Below are 14,974 nucleotides of genomic sequence, written 5' to 3' on the forward strand. Positions count from 1 at the left end.
ACCCGACACATGGCCGCGGGTGTAGCCTGCCTGACAGACCCGGCCACCACCCCGCCCTACAGTGGTGTCTTCCCACCCACAACACCGGAGACACCCACCCATGCTCAACATCACCTCGCTGCAAGGCAGCGTCAGCCCTGAAGAATGGCAGCTGCGCTGCGACCTGGCCGCGTGCTACCGGCTCGTCGCGCTGTACGGCTGGAGCGACCTGGTCTTCACCCACATCAGCGCCAAGCTGCCCGAGTCGGTGTCAGGCCCGGGCGAGCACCATTTCCTGATCAACCCCTATGGCCTCATGTTCGACGAGATCACGGCGTCGAGCCTGATCAAGGTGGACATGTTGTGCAACAAGCTGCACGACTCGCCCTTCCCCGTGAACCCTGCCGGGTTCGTGATCCACAGCGCCGTGCACGAGGCCCGGCCCGAGGCGGGCTGCGTGCTGCACACCCACACGCGCGCCGGCGTGGCCGTGAGCGCGCAAAAGGGCGGCGTGCTGCCCATCAGCCAGCAAAGCACGTTTGTGCTGGGCTCGCTGGCGTACCACGAGTACGAAGGCGTGGCCTTCCGCGACGAAGAAAAGCCGCGCCTGCAGGCCGACCTGGGCGAAGCCAACTTCCTCATGCTGCGCAACCACGGGCTGCTCACCGTGGGCAAGACCATTGCCGACGCCTTCCTGTCCATGTACACCTTCGAGAACACCTGCCGCATCCAGATCGACGCGCAAGCCGGCGGCGAACTGACGCAGGTGAACCCGCAGATCGTGAGCGGCGTGGCCCAGGCCATGCGCGTGCAGACCGGCGGCCTGGGCGGCGCTTTTGCCTGGCCCGCGCTGCTGCGCAAGGTGCAGCGCGACCTGCCCGGATTCGACAGCTGACGCGACCCCTCCCCGCTGCACCACGCGGCGGGCGCCGGGGCTGCGCCCCGGCGCCTGCAAGAATCCGGCGCAGCGCATAGGATCGGCGGTTTCCGACCGTTTTCAAGGACCGATCCATGAAGCTTTACTACTCCCCCGGCGCCTGCTCCCTGTCCCCCCACATCGCCTTGCAAGAGGCCGGCTTGGCCTACACCCCCGTGCTGGCCAGCACCAAGAGCCACAAGCTGCAGGACGGCACCGACTACTACACCATCAATGCGCTGGGCTACGTGCCCGTGCTGGAGCTGGACAACGGCGAGCGCCTGCGCGAAGGCCCCGCCATCGTGCAGTACATTGCCGATCAAGTGCCCGACAAGCAGCTCGCGCCCGCCAACGGCACCCTGGCGCGCTACCGCCTGCAAGAGTGGCTGACCTTCATCGGCACCGAGCTGCACAAGGGCTTCAGCCCCCTGTTCAACCCCGCCACCCCCGAGGAATACAAACCCATGGTGCGCGAGCGCCTGCTGCAACGCCTGCAGTGGGTGGATGGCCAGCTCGCCGGCAAGCAGTACCTGATGGGCGACCAGTTCACCGTGGCCGACGGCTACCTGTTCACCGTGACCAACTGGACCCAGCCCACCAAGCTCGATATCTCCGGCCTGGCCAACCTGGCGGCCTACCGTGAACGCGTGGGTGCCCGCCCCGCGGTGCAAGCCGCGATGAAGGCCGAAGGCCTGCTGAAGTAAGGCCAGGGCTACAAGGGGCGCTGCCGCCACGCCACCAGCGCCCCCACCCACAACGCGCAGGCCGAGAACACCAGCCCGCGCGCAAGGCCCCCGGGCCCGTCGGCGATCCAGCCCACCACCGTGGGCCCCACGATCTGCCCGGCCGCAAACACGATGGTGAACGCGCTGATGCCGCTGGCCCACAGCGCCTGCGGCAGGTTGTGCCGCACCAGCGCCGTGGTCGATGCCACCACCGACAAAAACACCCCGCCAAACAGCAGCCCCGAGGCCAACACCACCGGCCACGCGCCCGTGACGGCGGGCAGGATGGTGGCCACGCCCAGCAGCGCATTCAGGCGCGCCAGGGCCTCTCCGCCCCGGCTGCGGTCCAGCAGCCCGGCCCAGATGCGTGAGGACAGCACTACGGCCAGCCCCAGCAAGGCGTAGAACAACGTCACCTCGCCCGCACCCCGGCCCTGCTCGCGCAGCAGCGCCACCACAAAGGTCATGTAGCCGATATAGCCCACGCCAAACAGGCCGTAACCCAGCAGCGCAGGGGCCAGGGCCCGCCAGCGCACGCGGTCGGGCCCTGCAGCCGCCGGTGCGGTCTCGGATGCGGCGGCCACGGGTGCAGCCAGCCCGTTCAACACCCGCGCCGGCCACAGCAATGCCACCGTGGCCGCCACACAGGCCAGCGCCAGCGCCCACCAGGCCCAGGTCCAGCCATGCGGCGCAGGGGCCACTGCCAGCACCGCAGGCACCAGCAAGGCCGACAGGCTGATGCCCCAGCCCGTGCCGCCGTAGTACAGGCCCAGCAGCAAACCGCTGCGCCCCGGCACCTGGGCACCCAGCCGCGCCGCCAGCAGCCCCCCGGCAATGAACACCAGCGCACTGGCCCCACCGGCCAGCAGGCGCTGCGCCAGCAAGGGCGTTGCCTGCGTGAAAAATCCGCTCAGGCCCATGAATACCGTGGCCATCACGGCGCCCACCACCAGCACTGCGCCCGGGGCCGCGCGCCGCAACAGCAAGGGCGTGGCCAGAGCGCCCAGCAGATAGCCCAGCGCGTTCGCCGTGTTCATGCCCCCGGCCAGCGTGTACGACCAGCCCAGGTCTTCGCGCATGGGCGGCAGCAACAAGGCATAGGCAAACCGCGTGATGCCCAGCGAGATGGCGGCGCCCATCGACAAGGCCACGGCCAGCCACAGGCTGCGCAACGGGGAGACGGAAAACGATGCGGAAGGCGGTGGCAAGGGCATGGCGGTCCATTCTCGTGCAACAGCCCCCGCGCCGCTGGCACGACAGCCAGAGGACCGGGCTAACACAAAACCTGTGCCCCTGTTGACGCAAGTGTGCTGCACGTTTTGCGCTGCAGCATTAAGCTGGAAGGCTGCTTTTCTTGCACACAGCCCTCAGGACACCCTCACCATGACCTCATTGTTTGAACCCACCCGCGCAGGCGACCTTCAGCTGGCCAACCGCATTGCCATGGCGCCGCTCACGCGCAACCGCTCGCCCGAGGCCATCCCCACCGACCTGGTCGCCACCTACTACGCGCAGCGCGCCAGTGCCGGTCTCATCATTTCCGAGGCCACAGCCATCAGCCCGCAAGCCCAGGGCTATGCCGATGTGCCCGGCCTGTACGGCACCGAGCAGCTCGACGGCTGGAAGAAGGTGACCCGCGCCGTGCACGACGCCGGCGGCAAGATCGTGGTGCAGCTGTGGCACGTGGGCCGTGTCTCGCACACCGACCTGCAGCCGGGCAACGCCGCACCCGTCGCACCCTCAGCCGTGCAGGCCAACACCAAGACCGTGCTCATCAAAGACGGCGTACCCACCTTCACGCCCACCTCGATGCCCCGCGCACTCGATGCCGAAGAGATCCCCGGCATCGTGCAGGACTACCGCCACGCCGCGCGCAACGCCATTGCGTCGGGTTTTGACGGTGTGGAAATCCACGCGGCCAACGGCTATCTGATCGACCAGTTCCTGAAGACCGGTGCCAACCAGCGCACCGACGACTACGGCGGCAGCATCGCCAACCGCGCGCGCCTGCTGCTGGAAGTGACCCGCGCCATCGTCGAGGAAATCGGCGGCGGCCGCACCGGCATCCGCCTGTCGCCTGTCACCCCCGCCAACGACATCGTGGACGCCGATCCGCAGCCGCTGTTCGACCACGTGGTGCGCCACCTGGGCCCGCTGGGCCTGGCCTACATCCACGTCATCGAAGGCGCCACCGGCGGCCCGCGCGAGGTGGAAGGCCGCCCCTTCGACTACGCCGCGCTCAAGGCCGCCTACCGTGCAGCGGGCGGCAAGGGTGCGTGGATGGTCAACAACGCCTACACCCGCGAACTGGCCGATGCCGCCCTGGCCAAGGGCGCCGACATCGTGGCCTTTGGCCGCCCCTTCATCGCCAACCCCGACCTGGTGGCGCGCCTGAAAGCCAACGCGCCGCTCAACGAGGTGAACCGCGCCACGCTGTACGGCGGCGGGGCCGAGGGGTACACGGACTACCCGGCGCTCAGCGCCTGAGTCTGCACCGCGCCGGAACGGCCCCATGGGGCCGCACCGGTTGCAGCTGGCGCTGCACGAGCCAGCAGTCGCCTGCCGCAGTCAGCACCAAACGGCGCAGTCGCTCAGGAGGGTGAGCCGAGCCCGATCGGACTGGGCGCCCGCATGACGATGCGGGTGAAGAGCCGGTCATAGGCCGCGTCGCGCGGCTTGCCCGGGACCAGCGGGTTGGTGTTGCTGGCAAAGGCCGCGTCGATGGCGGTCCAGTCGCCCGGCTGCAGGGTCTCCTGGGCGGCGGGCAGCACCACGGTTTCTTCCAGGCGCATGTGCTCCAGGTAAAAGCGGATGTAGCGCTCCAGCGCCAGCGCAAACGCCTCGCGGCGCGCGTCGCCCATCAGCTCCCAGCCCAGCAGCAGGTGCTGCAGTTCGCGCACCGCGGCCTCGCCGCCCTCGTGGTCCCGCTCCAGCTGGGCGATGGCCTCGGCCGCCTGGGGTGAGCGCTCGGCCACCCTGGGGAACAGCCACTGCGACTCCTTGGGGTGGTGCTGGCGCTCGGGAAACTCGTCGATGTAGAACAGCATGGCCCGCATCACGTCAAAGAACGCGGCGGGCTCGTCGCCCGGGCCCTGGTCCAGCATCAGGCGCAGCGAGTGCAGCACCGCCGCGAGCGACGCATGCTCTTCGCGAATGGTTCGCAGACTGATCGACGGCATGGCGCACTCCCCAGGTTCAACAAGGCCCCAAGGGTGCCACGCGCGCACGGGTGCGCCCATGACGCAGGTCAATAAACCGCCGGGCAGCTCTGCCCACAAAAAAGCCCCGCAGACCAGGCCTGCGGGGCTCATCGGAAGAATAGGCCTGGTGCGGTCAGTGCGTCAGGCGCGCCTGCGCGGCGCCTGTTGCCAGCGCCTGGGTTTGCTGCCCTGCATAGGGTGCGGCCACTGCACCGCCGTGGCCGTAGCCGGCGGCCGATTCGGCTAGGCGGAACTGCTGCACCACGTGCGACAGGCGCGCGGCCTGCTCGCGCAGCGACTCGGCGGCTGCGGCGGATTCCTCCACCAGCGCCGCGTTCTGCTGCGTCATGCGGTCGATCTCGCCCACCGAACTGTTCACCTGGCCAATGCCGGCCGACTGCTCGGACGCAGCCGCCGTGATCTCGCCAATGATGTCGCCCACGCGCTGCACGCTGCTCACGATGTCCTTCATGGCCGTGCCGGCTTCTTCCACATGGCGCACGCCGCCGTCCACGGCCGTCACGCTGCTCTGGATCAGGCCCTTGATATCGCTGGCCGCCGCTGCGCTGCGCTGCGCCAGGCTGCGCACCTCGCTGGCCACCACGGCAAAGCCCCGGCCCTGCTCGCCCGCACGGGCGGCTTCCACCGCAGCGTTCAGCGCCAGGATGTTGGTCTGGAAGGCAATGGAGTCGATCAGGCCGATGATGTCGCCGATCTTGCGGCTCGATGTCGAAATCTCGTGCATGCTGGCCACGGCCTGCTGCACCACGCCACCACCCTGTGTCGCCATCTGCGAGGCCGACGCGGCCAGCTGGTTCGCCATCTGCGACGACGATGCCGTCTGCTGCACCGTGGACGTGAGCTGCGACAGCGAGGACACGGCCTCCTGCGCGTTGCTGGCCGTCTGCTCGGTGCGCTGCGACAGGTCCTGGTTGCCCGTGGCGATCTCCTGGCTGGCCGTGGCGATGTTGCCGCTGGCATCGCGCACCTGCGCCACCAGCGCACTCAGGCCCTGCTGCATGTCGCGCAGCGCGCGCTGCAAATCGGCCACTTCGTCCTTGCCCTCGGCAGCAATGTGCTGCGACAGGTCGCCGCCCGCAATCGCCTGGGCCATCTTGCGTGCGTCTTCCAGCGGCTTGCAAATGGAGTTCATGTTCATCAGCGTGGTGGGCACCACCACCACCACGGTGATCAGCACCGCCAGCACAAACAGCCACTTGGTCTGGTTGGACACTTCGCTTTGCTGCGCCACCGACTTGGCCACCTCCGCGCGCAGCACCGAGTCCAGCTCGGCCATCAGCTTGTCGGCCTCGGCAAACTCCGCCACGGCCTTGCCGCTCATGCGGTTGGCAATGGTGGCGGTGTCATAGCCACCCGCCTCCAGCTGGCGCGCCACGTGCGCAAACAACTCGCGGTAGCTGTCCAGGCGCTTGACGATGTTGCGCACCACCGGGTTGTCAGAGTCCTCCTCGCCTTCCAGGAACTTGTTGGCAATCTTCTTGGCCTTGTCCTGGCTCTCCACCCACTTGGCATGTGCGGCCTTCACGGCTTCGGGCTTCTCGTAGCCAATGATCATGTCCTTCTCGAACTGGCGGATGGCACCCATTTCGCCCCGCAGCTCGGCCATGTAACCCACCTCGGCGAACGAGTGGTCCATGAAGTCCTGGCTCATGTTGTGGATGCGGAACATGCCCAGCATGCCCGCGCCCCCCAGCAGCCCCAGCAGCCCCAGCACCACGCCAATGGCACCCAGCATGCGCAAACGTATGGTGAACTGCCGCATGAGCGAGAAGAGATTCATGATCTGTCGTCCTTGATATAGCTATGCCAATGCGGTCGCCGCACCTCCCCCGAGGCGACGGATTCGCAACAAATCGTTGCAGTTTGCCAGACATCGATGACCGTGCTGTACGTATTTATCACATGCGCCACCGCTTGAGTAGAAGGGCATTCGCCATCACGCTGACCGAACTCAGCGCCATGGCCGCGCCCGCCACCACCGGGTTCAGGTAACCCAGCGCCGCCAGCGGAATGCCCGCCACGTTGTATGCAAACGCCCAGAACAGGTTCTGGCGGATCTTCATCACCGTGCGGTGCGAAATGTCCAGCGCCGCCGCCACCAGCATCGGGTCGCCGCGCATCAGCGTGATGCCCGCTGCGTGCATGGCCACATCAGTCCCGTTGCCCATGGCCATGCCCACATCGGCCGCCGCCAGCGCGGGGGCATCGTTAACGCCGTCGCCCACCATCGCCACATGATGGTGCTTGCCATCGGTGCCCTGTTGCAACGCAGCCACCTTGGCCGCCTTGTCGCCCGGCAACACCTCGGCCATCACCTCGCCCGCGGCCGGGTCCAGCCCCAGGCGCCGGGCCATGGCCTCGGCCGCGCCCCGGTTGTCGCCCGACACCATCACGGTGCGAACGCCGCGCGCCTTGAGCGCCGCCAAAGCTTCGCGCGCGCCTGGCTTGGGCTCGTCGCCAAAGGCCATCACCGCGCGCAATGCCAATCCCTCCGTCACACGCTGGGCCACGGCGGACACCGTGGCGCCTTCGCGCTGCAACGCCTCTGCGCGGTCTGACAACGGGCCCAGGCCCACCCCCAGCTCCTGCATCCAGCGCAGGCTGCCCACCAGGTAGCTCTGGCCGTCCACCTCGCCCTCGGTGCCGCGCCCGGGCACGGCGCGCACGTCCTGCGCGGTGGCCACGTGGATCTGCCGCTCGCCCGCAGCCGCCACCACCGCGCGCGCCAGGGGGTGTTCGCTACCGCTTTGCACAGCGGCCACCGCCGCCATCACCGCGCTGTCATCCAGGCCCGGCGCCACCTCAAACGCCGTGAGCCGGGGCCGGCCCACGGTCAGCGTGCCGGTCTTGTCAAAGGCCACCGTGTCCACCTTGTGCGCCAGCTCCAGCGCCTGCACGTCCTTGATCAGGATGCCGTGTTTGGCCGCAACGCCCGTGCCCGCCATGATGGCCGCGGGCGTGGCCAGCCCCAGCGCACAGGGGCAGGCAATCACCATCACGGCCACGGCGTGGATCAGCGCCGCCTCCAGCCCCGCACCCATGGCCAGCCAGCCCGCCAGGGTCACCAGCGCCACCACCAGCACCACCGGCACGAAGATGGCCGACACCTGGTCCACCAGCCGCTGGATGGGCGCCTTGGCCGCCTGCGCGTCTTCCACCAGCCGGATGATCTGGGCCAGCACCGTCTCGGCGCCCACGGCCGTCACCGCCATCACGATGCGACCATCGCCGTTGATCGAGCCACCCGTCAGCGCCGCGCCCACATCGCGCGCCACGGGCAACGGCTCGCCCGTCAACATGGATTCATCCACCTGCGTGTGGCCCTCGTGCACCGTGCCGTCCACAGGGATGCGCTCGCCCGGCCGCACCACCAGCTGGTCGCCCACCAGCACTTCCGACACCGGCACATCCACCTCGCCCTGCTTGGTGAGCAAATGCACCACATCGGGCCGCAGCGCATGCAGCGCGCGGATGGCCGCCGTGGTCTGGCGCTTGGCGCGCGCCTCCAGCCACTTGCCCAGCAGCACCAGCGTGACCACCACGGCCGAGGCCTCAAAGTACAGATGCGGCACATGCCCCGGGTGGTCCGTGGGCGCAGTGAGCCACAGCCACATCGACAGGCCCCAACCCGCGCTGGTGCCCAGCGCCACCAGCAAGTCCATGTTGCCGCTCAGCGCCTTGGCCGCATGCCAGCCCGCCTTGTAAAACCGCGCCCCCAGGATGAACTGCACCGGCGTGGCCAGCACAAACTGCACCCAGGCGGGCAGCATCCAGTGCTGGCCGAACAGGTCACCGATCATGGGCAACACCAGCGGCGCCGACAGCAGCAGGCCAATGCCCACGGGTAAAAAGCCGGCCCAGGGCGACAAGTCCTCAGGCACGTCCTCCTGCCCCGCCGCACGCGGCTCGTAGCCCGCATTGCGCACCGCGCGGCGCAGCACCGCCTCCATGGCCGCAGCATCAGCGCCCACCTGCGTGACAAAGGCAATGCGCGCAGACTCGGTCGCCAGATTGACCGAGGCCTCCTGCACGCCCGGCACCTTGCGCAGCGCGCGCTCCACACGGCCCACGCAGCTTGCGCAGGTCATGCCAGAAATGCCCAGGTCCAGCGAGTGCACAGACCCGGGCGCGGTGTTGGAAGGGGTGGTGATGGTGTTCATGGCCGGGATGCTGATCCTTGACGTGATGGCAAGGTCAAGCATTGATATTGATCAACCCTCACATCATGAGTGTCTTGAACGGTGTTTGACTCTGCCACGATGTCAAGCTTCAACATTCGCTTCGGTCGCATCCACGGCCACATTTCCAAACCCAACAAGGACACCCCATGGCAACCACCACCACGACTTTCCAAGTGCAGGGCATGACCTGCGGCCACTGCGAACGCGCCGTCACCCAGGCCGTGCAGCAGGTAGATCCCAACGCCCAGGTGCGCATCGACCGCGCCAGCGGCAAGGTGGACGTGGACAGCACCGCCCCCCGCGAGGCCCTGGCCGCCGCCATTGCCGAAGAAGGCTACACCGTCGCGGCCTGAGCGCCACGCCACCACGCACCCAGCGAGGGCCACACCATGACCACGCCCCATTCCCCCGATGCCGCGCCGACCACGCGCGCCAAGGCCACAGCACCCCGCCCCATCGCCTGGCCCGTGCCCATCGGCGTCGCTGCCAAGCGCGCAGGCATCTCGGCGCGCATGGTGCGGCACTACGAATCGCTGGGCCTTATCAACGGCGTGGCGCGCACCGACAGCGGCTACCGCCAGTACACCGAGGCCGACGTGCACGCCTTGCACTTCATCCGCCGCAGCCGCGACCTCGGCTTTTCGATGGAAGAAATCGCCGAGCTGCTGGGCCTGTGGCACGACCGCAGCCGCGCCAGCAGCCAGGTCAAACGCATCGCGCAGCAGCATATTGACGACCTGAGCGAACGCATCGCCCAGATGCAGGCCATGCAGCGCAGCCTGCAAACGCTGGTGTCCTGCTGCCAAGGCAACGACCGGCCGGACTGCCCCATCCTGGACGATCTGGCAGCGGGGCAGGCAGAACACCACACGCCCAGGATTCCGCGCAAGACGCTACCAAATCAATAGCTACTTGCGCATGTTCCACTAGCGCTTGGAGCGGTTTTCTTTGAAATCTGTATGGGAAGGCCCGTCAGGCACCACCCAAGCGCGCTGGAGCCTTGACCTTGCCAACTGCCGTTTTGCGGCGGGGTGCGGACGCTGGCGCGGCACCCGTGTCCGCGGCTGAAACAGGGGCCTGCGCAGGCCGCCGCAGCACCCCATCACACAGCGTCGCAATGCACTGCCGCGCCACCTGCTCGGGCGTGTATTCGCCATCGGGCTGATACCAGCGGCCGATCCAGCTCAGGGCGCCGGCAATCACAAACGCCGTCATCTTCGGGTCGCAGGGCTGCAGCGATCCTTCAGCCACACCCTCGGCCACGAGGCGGCGAAATTCCTGGTCGATGGCGGACTTGAGGCGGCGCAGCTCCTTACGGCTCTCGGGGGGCAGCTGCTCGTCGCCCACGCGGATCAGGCACATGCCGAAGTCCATGGTGACGATGCGCGCATACACCTGCATGCAGGTCATGAGCTGGTCAATGGCCTTGCCACCCGCAGCGCGCGAGGCGTCAATCCCCTCCAGCATCATCGTGAGCCCCTTGCTCACGCACTGCAGCAGGATCTCGTCCTTGTTTTTCACGTAGTAATACAGCGTGGGCTTGGTCACGTTCAGGCGCGCGGCGATGTCGTCGAGCGAGGTGGCGTGAAAGCCGCGTTCGTTGAACAGCTGGGCCGCCGCCTGAAGCACGGCATTGCGCTTGGCCTCGCGCTGGCGCTCGCGGTGCGACACCGGGGGCCAGGGAGAAGCGGCTGCGGCCTGGGCGGGCGTGGCCTTGGCCTGCTTGGCCGCTTTGACCGGCGTGGCTCGCTTGGCTGCGGGTGGCGAAGACGGGGCTGCGGCGGTGGCGGTGGCGCTGCGGCGGCGGGGTGCCACTTTGGCGTGGGGCATGGATGGCAGTTCCTCGGGAAAGTACGGATGCTGATGAGGGTCGCGGCTTCCAGAATCTACTTGCGAGTAAACAGTTTACGCACAAGTAGGAAATTTGCACTGGGTTCCATCGAAATTTCTGTCAAAAGCTGCAGTCAACCCGTATTAGAAAGCCAATGGAGACAACCCCTTCCGGCCCCACTGCTGCCACGGCCCTGCTGCAGGTGCAGGGCGTGACCCTGGCGTTCGGTGGCGTGAAGGCGCTGACCGGCGTAGGCTTTGACGTGCAGCCCGGCTCCATCACCGCCGTCATTGGCCCCAACGGTGCGGGCAAGACCTCGCTGTTCAACACCATTTCGGGCTTTTACCGGCCCAGCCAGGGCTCGATCCGCTTTCAGGGGCAGGACATCACCCGCGTGCCCGCGCCGCAGCGCGCCAAGCTGGGCCTGGGCCGCAGCTTTCAGAACATCGCGCTGTTTCGCGGCATGACGGTGCTGGACAACATCAAGCTCGGCCGCCACGCGCACCTCAAAACCAACGTGCTCGACGCGCTGCTGTACTTCGGCCGCGCGCGCCGCGAAGAGGCCGAACTGCGCCGCGACATCGAGGAGCGCATCATCGACTTCCTCGAAATCGACCACATCCGCCACGCACCCGTCTCGGCCCTGCCCTACGGCCTGCAAAAGCGCGTAGAGATGGCCCGGGCCCTCGCCATGCAGCCGCAGATCCTGATGCTGGACGAACCCGTGGCCGGCATGAACCGCGAAGAGACCGAAGACATGGCGCGCTTCATCCTCGACGTGCGCGAGGAGTGGGGCGTGACGGTGCTGATGGTGGAGCACGACATGGGCATGGTGATGGACCTGTCGGACCACGTGGTGGTGCTCAACTTCGGCCAGGTCATCGCGCAGGGCACGCCCGCACAGGTGCAGGCGGACCCCGAGGTCATCCGCGCCTACCTGGGCGCAGGCGACGTGGGCGACCTGCGTGCCAAGCTGCAGGGGGTGACCACCGCATGACCGGCAACTTCGACTGGGCCTACCTGTTTGAGATCAGCCTCACCGGCATCGCCGGTGGCGGGCTCTACGCACTGGCCGCACTGGCTTTCGTCATGGTCTACAAGGCCACGCGCGTGGTCAACATTGCCATTGGCGAGCTGCTGATGGTGGGGGCCTACCTGTTCTTCACCTTTGCATCGATGTTTGCGCTGCCGCTGTGGCTGGCCATCCCCGCCGCCGTGCTGGGCACGGGCCTGCTGGGCGCGGTGATCGAGCGCACCATGATCCGCCCGCTGCTGGGCGAGCCGCCGATCTCGGTCTTCATGGTCACCGTGGGCCTGGCCTCGGTGCTCGTGGGCCTGGTCGAGATGATCTGGACCGCCGACCAGCGCCGCCTGCCCGACTTCATGCCCACGCAGCCCATCATGGTGGGGGATGCCTTCCTCGCACCCAAGGTGTTCTGGGGCGCCGTGATCGCCATCGTGTTCATCGCGGCAGTGCTGGTGGTGTTCCGCTTCTGGCGCGGCGGCGTGGCCCTGCGCGCCACGGCCAGCGACCAGGCCGCCGCGTATTCGGTGGGCATCAACGTGCCGCGCGTGTTCTCGCTGGCCTGGGTGGCCTCGGCCATGCTGGCTGCCATCTCCGGGATCATCGTTGGCTCGATTGGCGGCATCTCGTCCAGCATGGGCGTATTCGGACTGTCGGTGCTGGTGGTGGTCATCGTGGGCGGGCTCGACAGCGTGCTGGGCGCGCTCGTCGGCGGCATCCTCATCGGCCTGATCGAGGCGCTGGCCGGGGCCTACCTGGGTGGCGAATACAAGCTGCTGGCCACCTTCATCGTGCTGGTGGCGGTGCTGCTGGTGCGGCCGTACGGCCTGTTCGGCACCCATGAGATAGAGAGACTCTGATGCGCATCGGAACCCTCAAGGAAACCTACATCGCCGACGCGGCGCTGTTCGACTCGCGCACGCAAAAAGTGTGGCTGGCCGTGGGCGCTGCGCTGCTGGTGCTTTTCCCCTTCATGGCCAGCGACTACTGGCTCTACCTGGCCTGCCTGGTCAGCATCAATGTGGCCAGTGCCACGGGGCTCAACATCCTCACAGGCTACACGGGCCTCGTCAGCCTGGGGCAGGCGGCCTTCATGGGCCTGGGGGCTTACACGGTGGCCGTGCTGGAAACCAAGGTGGGCACGCCCTTTGTGCTCAACCTGCTGGCAGGTGGCTTTGTCGCCATGCTGGGCGGCATCGTGGTGGGCATTCCTTCGCTGCGCGTGAAAGGGCTGTACCTGGCGATTGCCACCATTGCCGCATCGTTCATCGCGCACTTCATCTTTGCCAACTGGAAGTTCACCGGCGGCACCGGTGGCCTGAGCGTGCCGCCCGCCAAGCTGTTCGGCATGGCGCTCGACACCTCGTTCCGGCTGTACTGGCTCATCGTGCCAGTCACCCTCCTCATGCTGCTGGGTGCGGCCAACCTGTTTCGCACGCGCGTGGGCCGTGCCTTCATCGCGATTCGCGACCGCGACATCTCGGCCGAGGTGCTGGGCATACCGCTGCTGCGCTACAAGCTGCTGTCGTTTGGGCTGTCGTCGTTCTATGCAGGCGTGGCCGGGGGCCTGTGGGCGTATTTCTTTCGCGTGGTCACGCCCGAGAGCTTTCCTCTGCTCATGTCCATCTTCTTCCTCGCGGCCATCATCGTCGGTGGCATGGGCTCCATCCTGGGCGGCATTCTGGGCGCGGTGTTCATGACCATGGTGCCCGAGCTGCTCAAGCTCGTGGTGGACCTGATGCCTGGCGGCAGCGAACTCACGGTGTTCCTCTCGCCCGTGCGCACGGTCATCTTTGGCCTGCTCATCATCGGTTTTCTCGTCTTCGAGCCCCATGGCCTGGCCGAAGTGTGGCGGCGCGTCCGTCGTTTCTTCCATCTCTGGCCTTTCAGAAACTAACCCCCAAGGAGACACGCATGCAGCCCACCCCCACCTCCCCACGCCGCCGCACCCTGCTGGCAGCTGCCGGCGCCGCCGCCCTCACCAGCCCGCTGTCGGTGCTGGCCCAAGGCGCTGACGAGATCGTGATCGGCGGCTCCATCCCGCTCACCGGCGTGTTCGCGTTTGCGGGCGTGGGCATCAACGCGGGCATGGGCGACTACGTGAAGATGCTCAATGACGCGGGCGGCATCAAGGGCCGCAAGGTCAAGTACGTGCCCGAGGACACCGGCTACAAGGTCGATGTGTCGGTGGCTGCGTTCAAGAAGATCACCAGCCAGAACAAGGTCAACCTGTACTACGGCGACTCCACAGGCTTCTCCAAAACCATCAACCCCGAGCTGGACCGCAACGGCAATATCCTGATGGCGGGCGCGTCGTTTGCCACCGAACTCAACGACCCCAAGAAGTACCCCAACCAGTTCCTCGTGGGCCCCGACTACACCGAGATGTTCGGCATCCTGCTCAAGCACATCGCCAAGGAAAAGCCCGGTGCCAAGGTGGCCTTCGTGTACTCCGATTCGGAATTCGGCCGCGACCCCATCGAGTCCAGCGAAGCCATGGCCAAGCAGCTGGGCCTGTCGGTGCCCATCAAGATCATGACGCCCGCCGGCAGCGTGGATGTGTCCACCGAGGTTATCAAGCTGCGCCGCGCGGCTCCCGACTACACCATCTTTCACGGCTACATCCTCGCGCCCATCCCCGAGTTCATCACCCAGGGCAAGCAGCAGGGCATGACCAGCAAGTGGATGGGCACCTTCTGGACTATGGACAGCTCCACCGTCATGAAGATGGGTGAAGCCGCCGACGGCTTCATGGGTGTGATGCCGTATCGCTACTACTACGACACTGAAAAGGCGCCCATGCTGGAGAAGATCCGCGCCCTGCGGCCCGAGTACCAGAGCACGGCCTACATCCAGGGCTTCCTGGCCGCGATGCTGTTCACCGAGGCAGCCAAGCGCACGCTGGATGTGGGCAAGCCCCTCACAGGCCCCAACCTGAAGGCCGCGCTCAACTCCATCAAGGACTTCGACACGGGCGGGCTGATCGGCGTGCCGATCACCATCAGCGGGAATTCGATCCCCGTGGGCCGTGTGTACCGCGCCGACATGAAGGCGCAAAAAATGGTCGCGGCATCGGACTGGATCAAACTCTGACACT

14 protein-coding genes are annotated in these 14,974 nt (G+C 67.1%); 9 read left to right on the forward strand and 5 right to left on the reverse strand.

The genetic code is table 11. From position 1 onward, the window contains the following. Nucleotides 1–100 precede the first annotated feature (100 nt). Nucleotides 101–874 (forward strand): class II aldolase/adducin family protein, encoded by a 774-nt coding sequence (locus CLU87_RS20615; protein WP_099731638.1) that lies wholly within the window; start codon nucleotides 101–103, stop codon nucleotides 872–874. A 116-nt stretch (nucleotides 875–990) separates the two neighbouring features. Next, on the forward strand, nucleotides 991–1,599 hold the full coding sequence (gene gstA / locus CLU87_RS20620) for a glutathione transferase GstA (RefSeq protein WP_056056950.1): 609 nt from the start codon (nucleotides 991–993) through the stop codon (nucleotides 1,597–1,599). 8 nt (nucleotides 1,600–1,607) lie between these two features. On the opposite strand, the gene CLU87_RS20625 is transcribed toward gstA, so the two are convergent. Then, the gene (locus tag CLU87_RS20625) at nucleotides 1,608–2,834 is read right to left on the reverse strand and encodes a YbfB/YjiJ family MFS transporter (RefSeq protein WP_099731639.1); all 1,227 of its coding nucleotides are present in this window, start codon (nucleotides 2,832–2,834) and stop codon (nucleotides 1,608–1,610) included. Nucleotides 2,835–3,003: 169 nt separating this feature from the next. On the opposite strand from CLU87_RS20625, the gene CLU87_RS20630 reads away from it, so the two are divergent. After that, on the forward strand, nucleotides 3,004–4,107 hold the full coding sequence (locus CLU87_RS20630) for an alkene reductase (protein WP_099731640.1): 1,104 nt from the start codon (nucleotides 3,004–3,006) through the stop codon (nucleotides 4,105–4,107). Between the two features lie 104 nt (nucleotides 4,108–4,211). On the opposite strand, the gene CLU87_RS20635 is transcribed toward CLU87_RS20630, so the two are convergent. The 3 genes from CLU87_RS20635 to CLU87_RS20645 all read right to left on the reverse strand — a co-directional run bounded on the left by CLU87_RS20635 (nucleotide 4,212) and on the right by CLU87_RS20645 (nucleotide 9,001). Further along, the gene (locus tag CLU87_RS20635) at nucleotides 4,212–4,799 is read right to left on the reverse strand and encodes a hemerythrin domain-containing protein (RefSeq protein ID WP_099731641.1); all 588 of its coding nucleotides are present in this window, start codon (nucleotides 4,797–4,799) and stop codon (nucleotides 4,212–4,214) included. A gap of 154 nt (nucleotides 4,800–4,953) precedes the next feature. Further along, entirely contained in the window at nucleotides 4,954–6,621 is a 1,668-nt protein-coding gene (locus tag CLU87_RS20640; protein WP_099731642.1) for a methyl-accepting chemotaxis protein, read from the reverse strand. A 118-nt stretch (nucleotides 6,622–6,739) separates the two neighbouring features. Then, on the reverse strand, nucleotides 6,740–9,001 hold the full coding sequence (locus tag CLU87_RS20645) for a cation-translocating P-type ATPase (RefSeq protein ID WP_099731643.1): 2,262 nt from the start codon (nucleotides 8,999–9,001) through the stop codon (nucleotides 6,740–6,742). Nucleotides 9,002–9,168: 167 nt separating this feature from the next. On the opposite strand from CLU87_RS20645, the gene CLU87_RS20650 reads away from it, so the two are divergent. Continuing rightward, on the forward strand, nucleotides 9,169–9,375 hold the full coding sequence (locus CLU87_RS20650) for a heavy-metal-associated domain-containing protein (RefSeq protein WP_056742486.1): 207 nt from the start codon (nucleotides 9,169–9,171) through the stop codon (nucleotides 9,373–9,375). A 36-nt stretch (nucleotides 9,376–9,411) separates the two neighbouring features. Then, nucleotides 9,412–9,930, forward strand: a complete 519-nt coding sequence (cueR, locus tag CLU87_RS20655; RefSeq protein ID WP_233193830.1) for a Cu(I)-responsive transcriptional regulator — start codon at nucleotides 9,412–9,414, stop codon at nucleotides 9,928–9,930. A gap of 64 nt (nucleotides 9,931–9,994) precedes the next feature. Here the strand turns inward: cueR and CLU87_RS20660 are convergent, their stop codons facing one another. Next, on the reverse strand, nucleotides 9,995–10,852 hold the full coding sequence (locus tag CLU87_RS20660; RefSeq protein WP_233193831.1) for a TetR/AcrR family transcriptional regulator: 858 nt from the start codon (nucleotides 10,850–10,852) through the stop codon (nucleotides 9,995–9,997). A 155-nt stretch (nucleotides 10,853–11,007) separates the two neighbouring features. On the opposite strand from CLU87_RS20660, the gene CLU87_RS20665 reads away from it, so the two are divergent. From CLU87_RS20665 to CLU87_RS20680, 4 genes are read left to right on the forward strand one after another with little or no spacing between them, the layout of a single operon-like run. Then, nucleotides 11,008–11,850, forward strand: a complete 843-nt coding sequence (locus CLU87_RS20665; protein ID WP_099731644.1) for an ABC transporter ATP-binding protein — start codon at nucleotides 11,008–11,010, stop codon at nucleotides 11,848–11,850. Then, nucleotides 11,847–12,737, forward strand: coding sequence for a branched-chain amino acid ABC transporter permease (locus tag CLU87_RS20670; RefSeq protein WP_056056932.1), 891 nt, complete (start codon nucleotides 11,847–11,849; stop codon nucleotides 12,735–12,737). Before CLU87_RS20665 ends, CLU87_RS20670 begins: the two co-directional genes overlap by 4 nt. Next, nucleotides 12,737–13,774 (forward strand): branched-chain amino acid ABC transporter permease, encoded by a 1,038-nt coding sequence (locus tag CLU87_RS20675; RefSeq protein ID WP_015011893.1) that lies wholly within the window; start codon nucleotides 12,737–12,739, stop codon nucleotides 13,772–13,774. The genes CLU87_RS20670 and CLU87_RS20675 overlap by 1 nt, the downstream gene beginning before the upstream one ends. A 17-nt stretch (nucleotides 13,775–13,791) precedes the next feature. After that, nucleotides 13,792–14,970: an ABC transporter substrate-binding protein gene (locus tag CLU87_RS20680; protein ID WP_099731645.1), complete on the forward strand. Its 1,179-nt coding sequence runs from the start codon at nucleotides 13,792–13,794 to the stop codon at nucleotides 14,968–14,970. Nucleotides 14,971–14,974: the final 4 nt, after the last annotated feature.

This window comes from Acidovorax sp. 59 (assembly GCF_002754175.1).
Lineage (GTDB): Bacteria > Pseudomonadota > Gammaproteobacteria > Burkholderiales > Burkholderiaceae_C > Acidovorax > Acidovorax delafieldii.

Excerpts from the sequence above, each read along its gene's own strand:
- CLU87_RS20615 (WP_099731638.1), top strand. The coding sequence starts at position 101 with ATGCTCAACATCACCTCGCTGCAAGGCAGCGTCAGCCCTGAAGAATGG.
- gstA (WP_056056950.1), top strand. The coding sequence starts at position 991 with ATGAAGCTTTACTACTCCCCCGGCGCCTGCTCCCTGTCCCCCCACATC.
- CLU87_RS20625 (WP_099731639.1), bottom strand. The coding sequence starts at position 2,834 with ATGCCCTTGCCACCGCCTTCCGCATCGTTTTCCGTCTCCCCGTTGCGC.
- CLU87_RS20630 (WP_099731640.1), top strand. The coding sequence starts at position 3,004 with ATGACCTCATTGTTTGAACCCACCCGCGCAGGCGACCTTCAGCTGGCC.
- CLU87_RS20635 (WP_099731641.1), bottom strand. The coding sequence starts at position 4,799 with ATGCCGTCGATCAGTCTGCGAACCATTCGCGAAGAGCATGCGTCGCTC.
- CLU87_RS20640 (WP_099731642.1), bottom strand. The coding sequence starts at position 6,621 with ATGAATCTCTTCTCGCTCATGCGGCAGTTCACCATACGTTTGCGCATG.
- CLU87_RS20645 (WP_099731643.1), bottom strand. The coding sequence starts at position 9,001 with ATGAACACCATCACCACCCCTTCCAACACCGCGCCCGGGTCTGTGCAC.
- CLU87_RS20650 (WP_056742486.1), top strand. The coding sequence starts at position 9,169 with ATGGCAACCACCACCACGACTTTCCAAGTGCAGGGCATGACCTGCGGC.
- cueR (WP_233193830.1), top strand. The coding sequence starts at position 9,412 with ATGACCACGCCCCATTCCCCCGATGCCGCGCCGACCACGCGCGCCAAG.
- CLU87_RS20660 (WP_233193831.1), bottom strand. The coding sequence starts at position 10,852 with ATGCCCCACGCCAAAGTGGCACCCCGCCGCCGCAGCGCCACCGCCACC.
- CLU87_RS20665 (WP_099731644.1), top strand. The coding sequence starts at position 11,008 with ATGGAGACAACCCCTTCCGGCCCCACTGCTGCCACGGCCCTGCTGCAG.
- CLU87_RS20670 (WP_056056932.1), top strand. The coding sequence starts at position 11,847 with ATGACCGGCAACTTCGACTGGGCCTACCTGTTTGAGATCAGCCTCACC.
- CLU87_RS20675 (WP_015011893.1), top strand. The coding sequence starts at position 12,737 with ATGCGCATCGGAACCCTCAAGGAAACCTACATCGCCGACGCGGCGCTG.
- CLU87_RS20680 (WP_099731645.1), top strand. The coding sequence starts at position 13,792 with ATGCAGCCCACCCCCACCTCCCCACGCCGCCGCACCCTGCTGGCAGCT.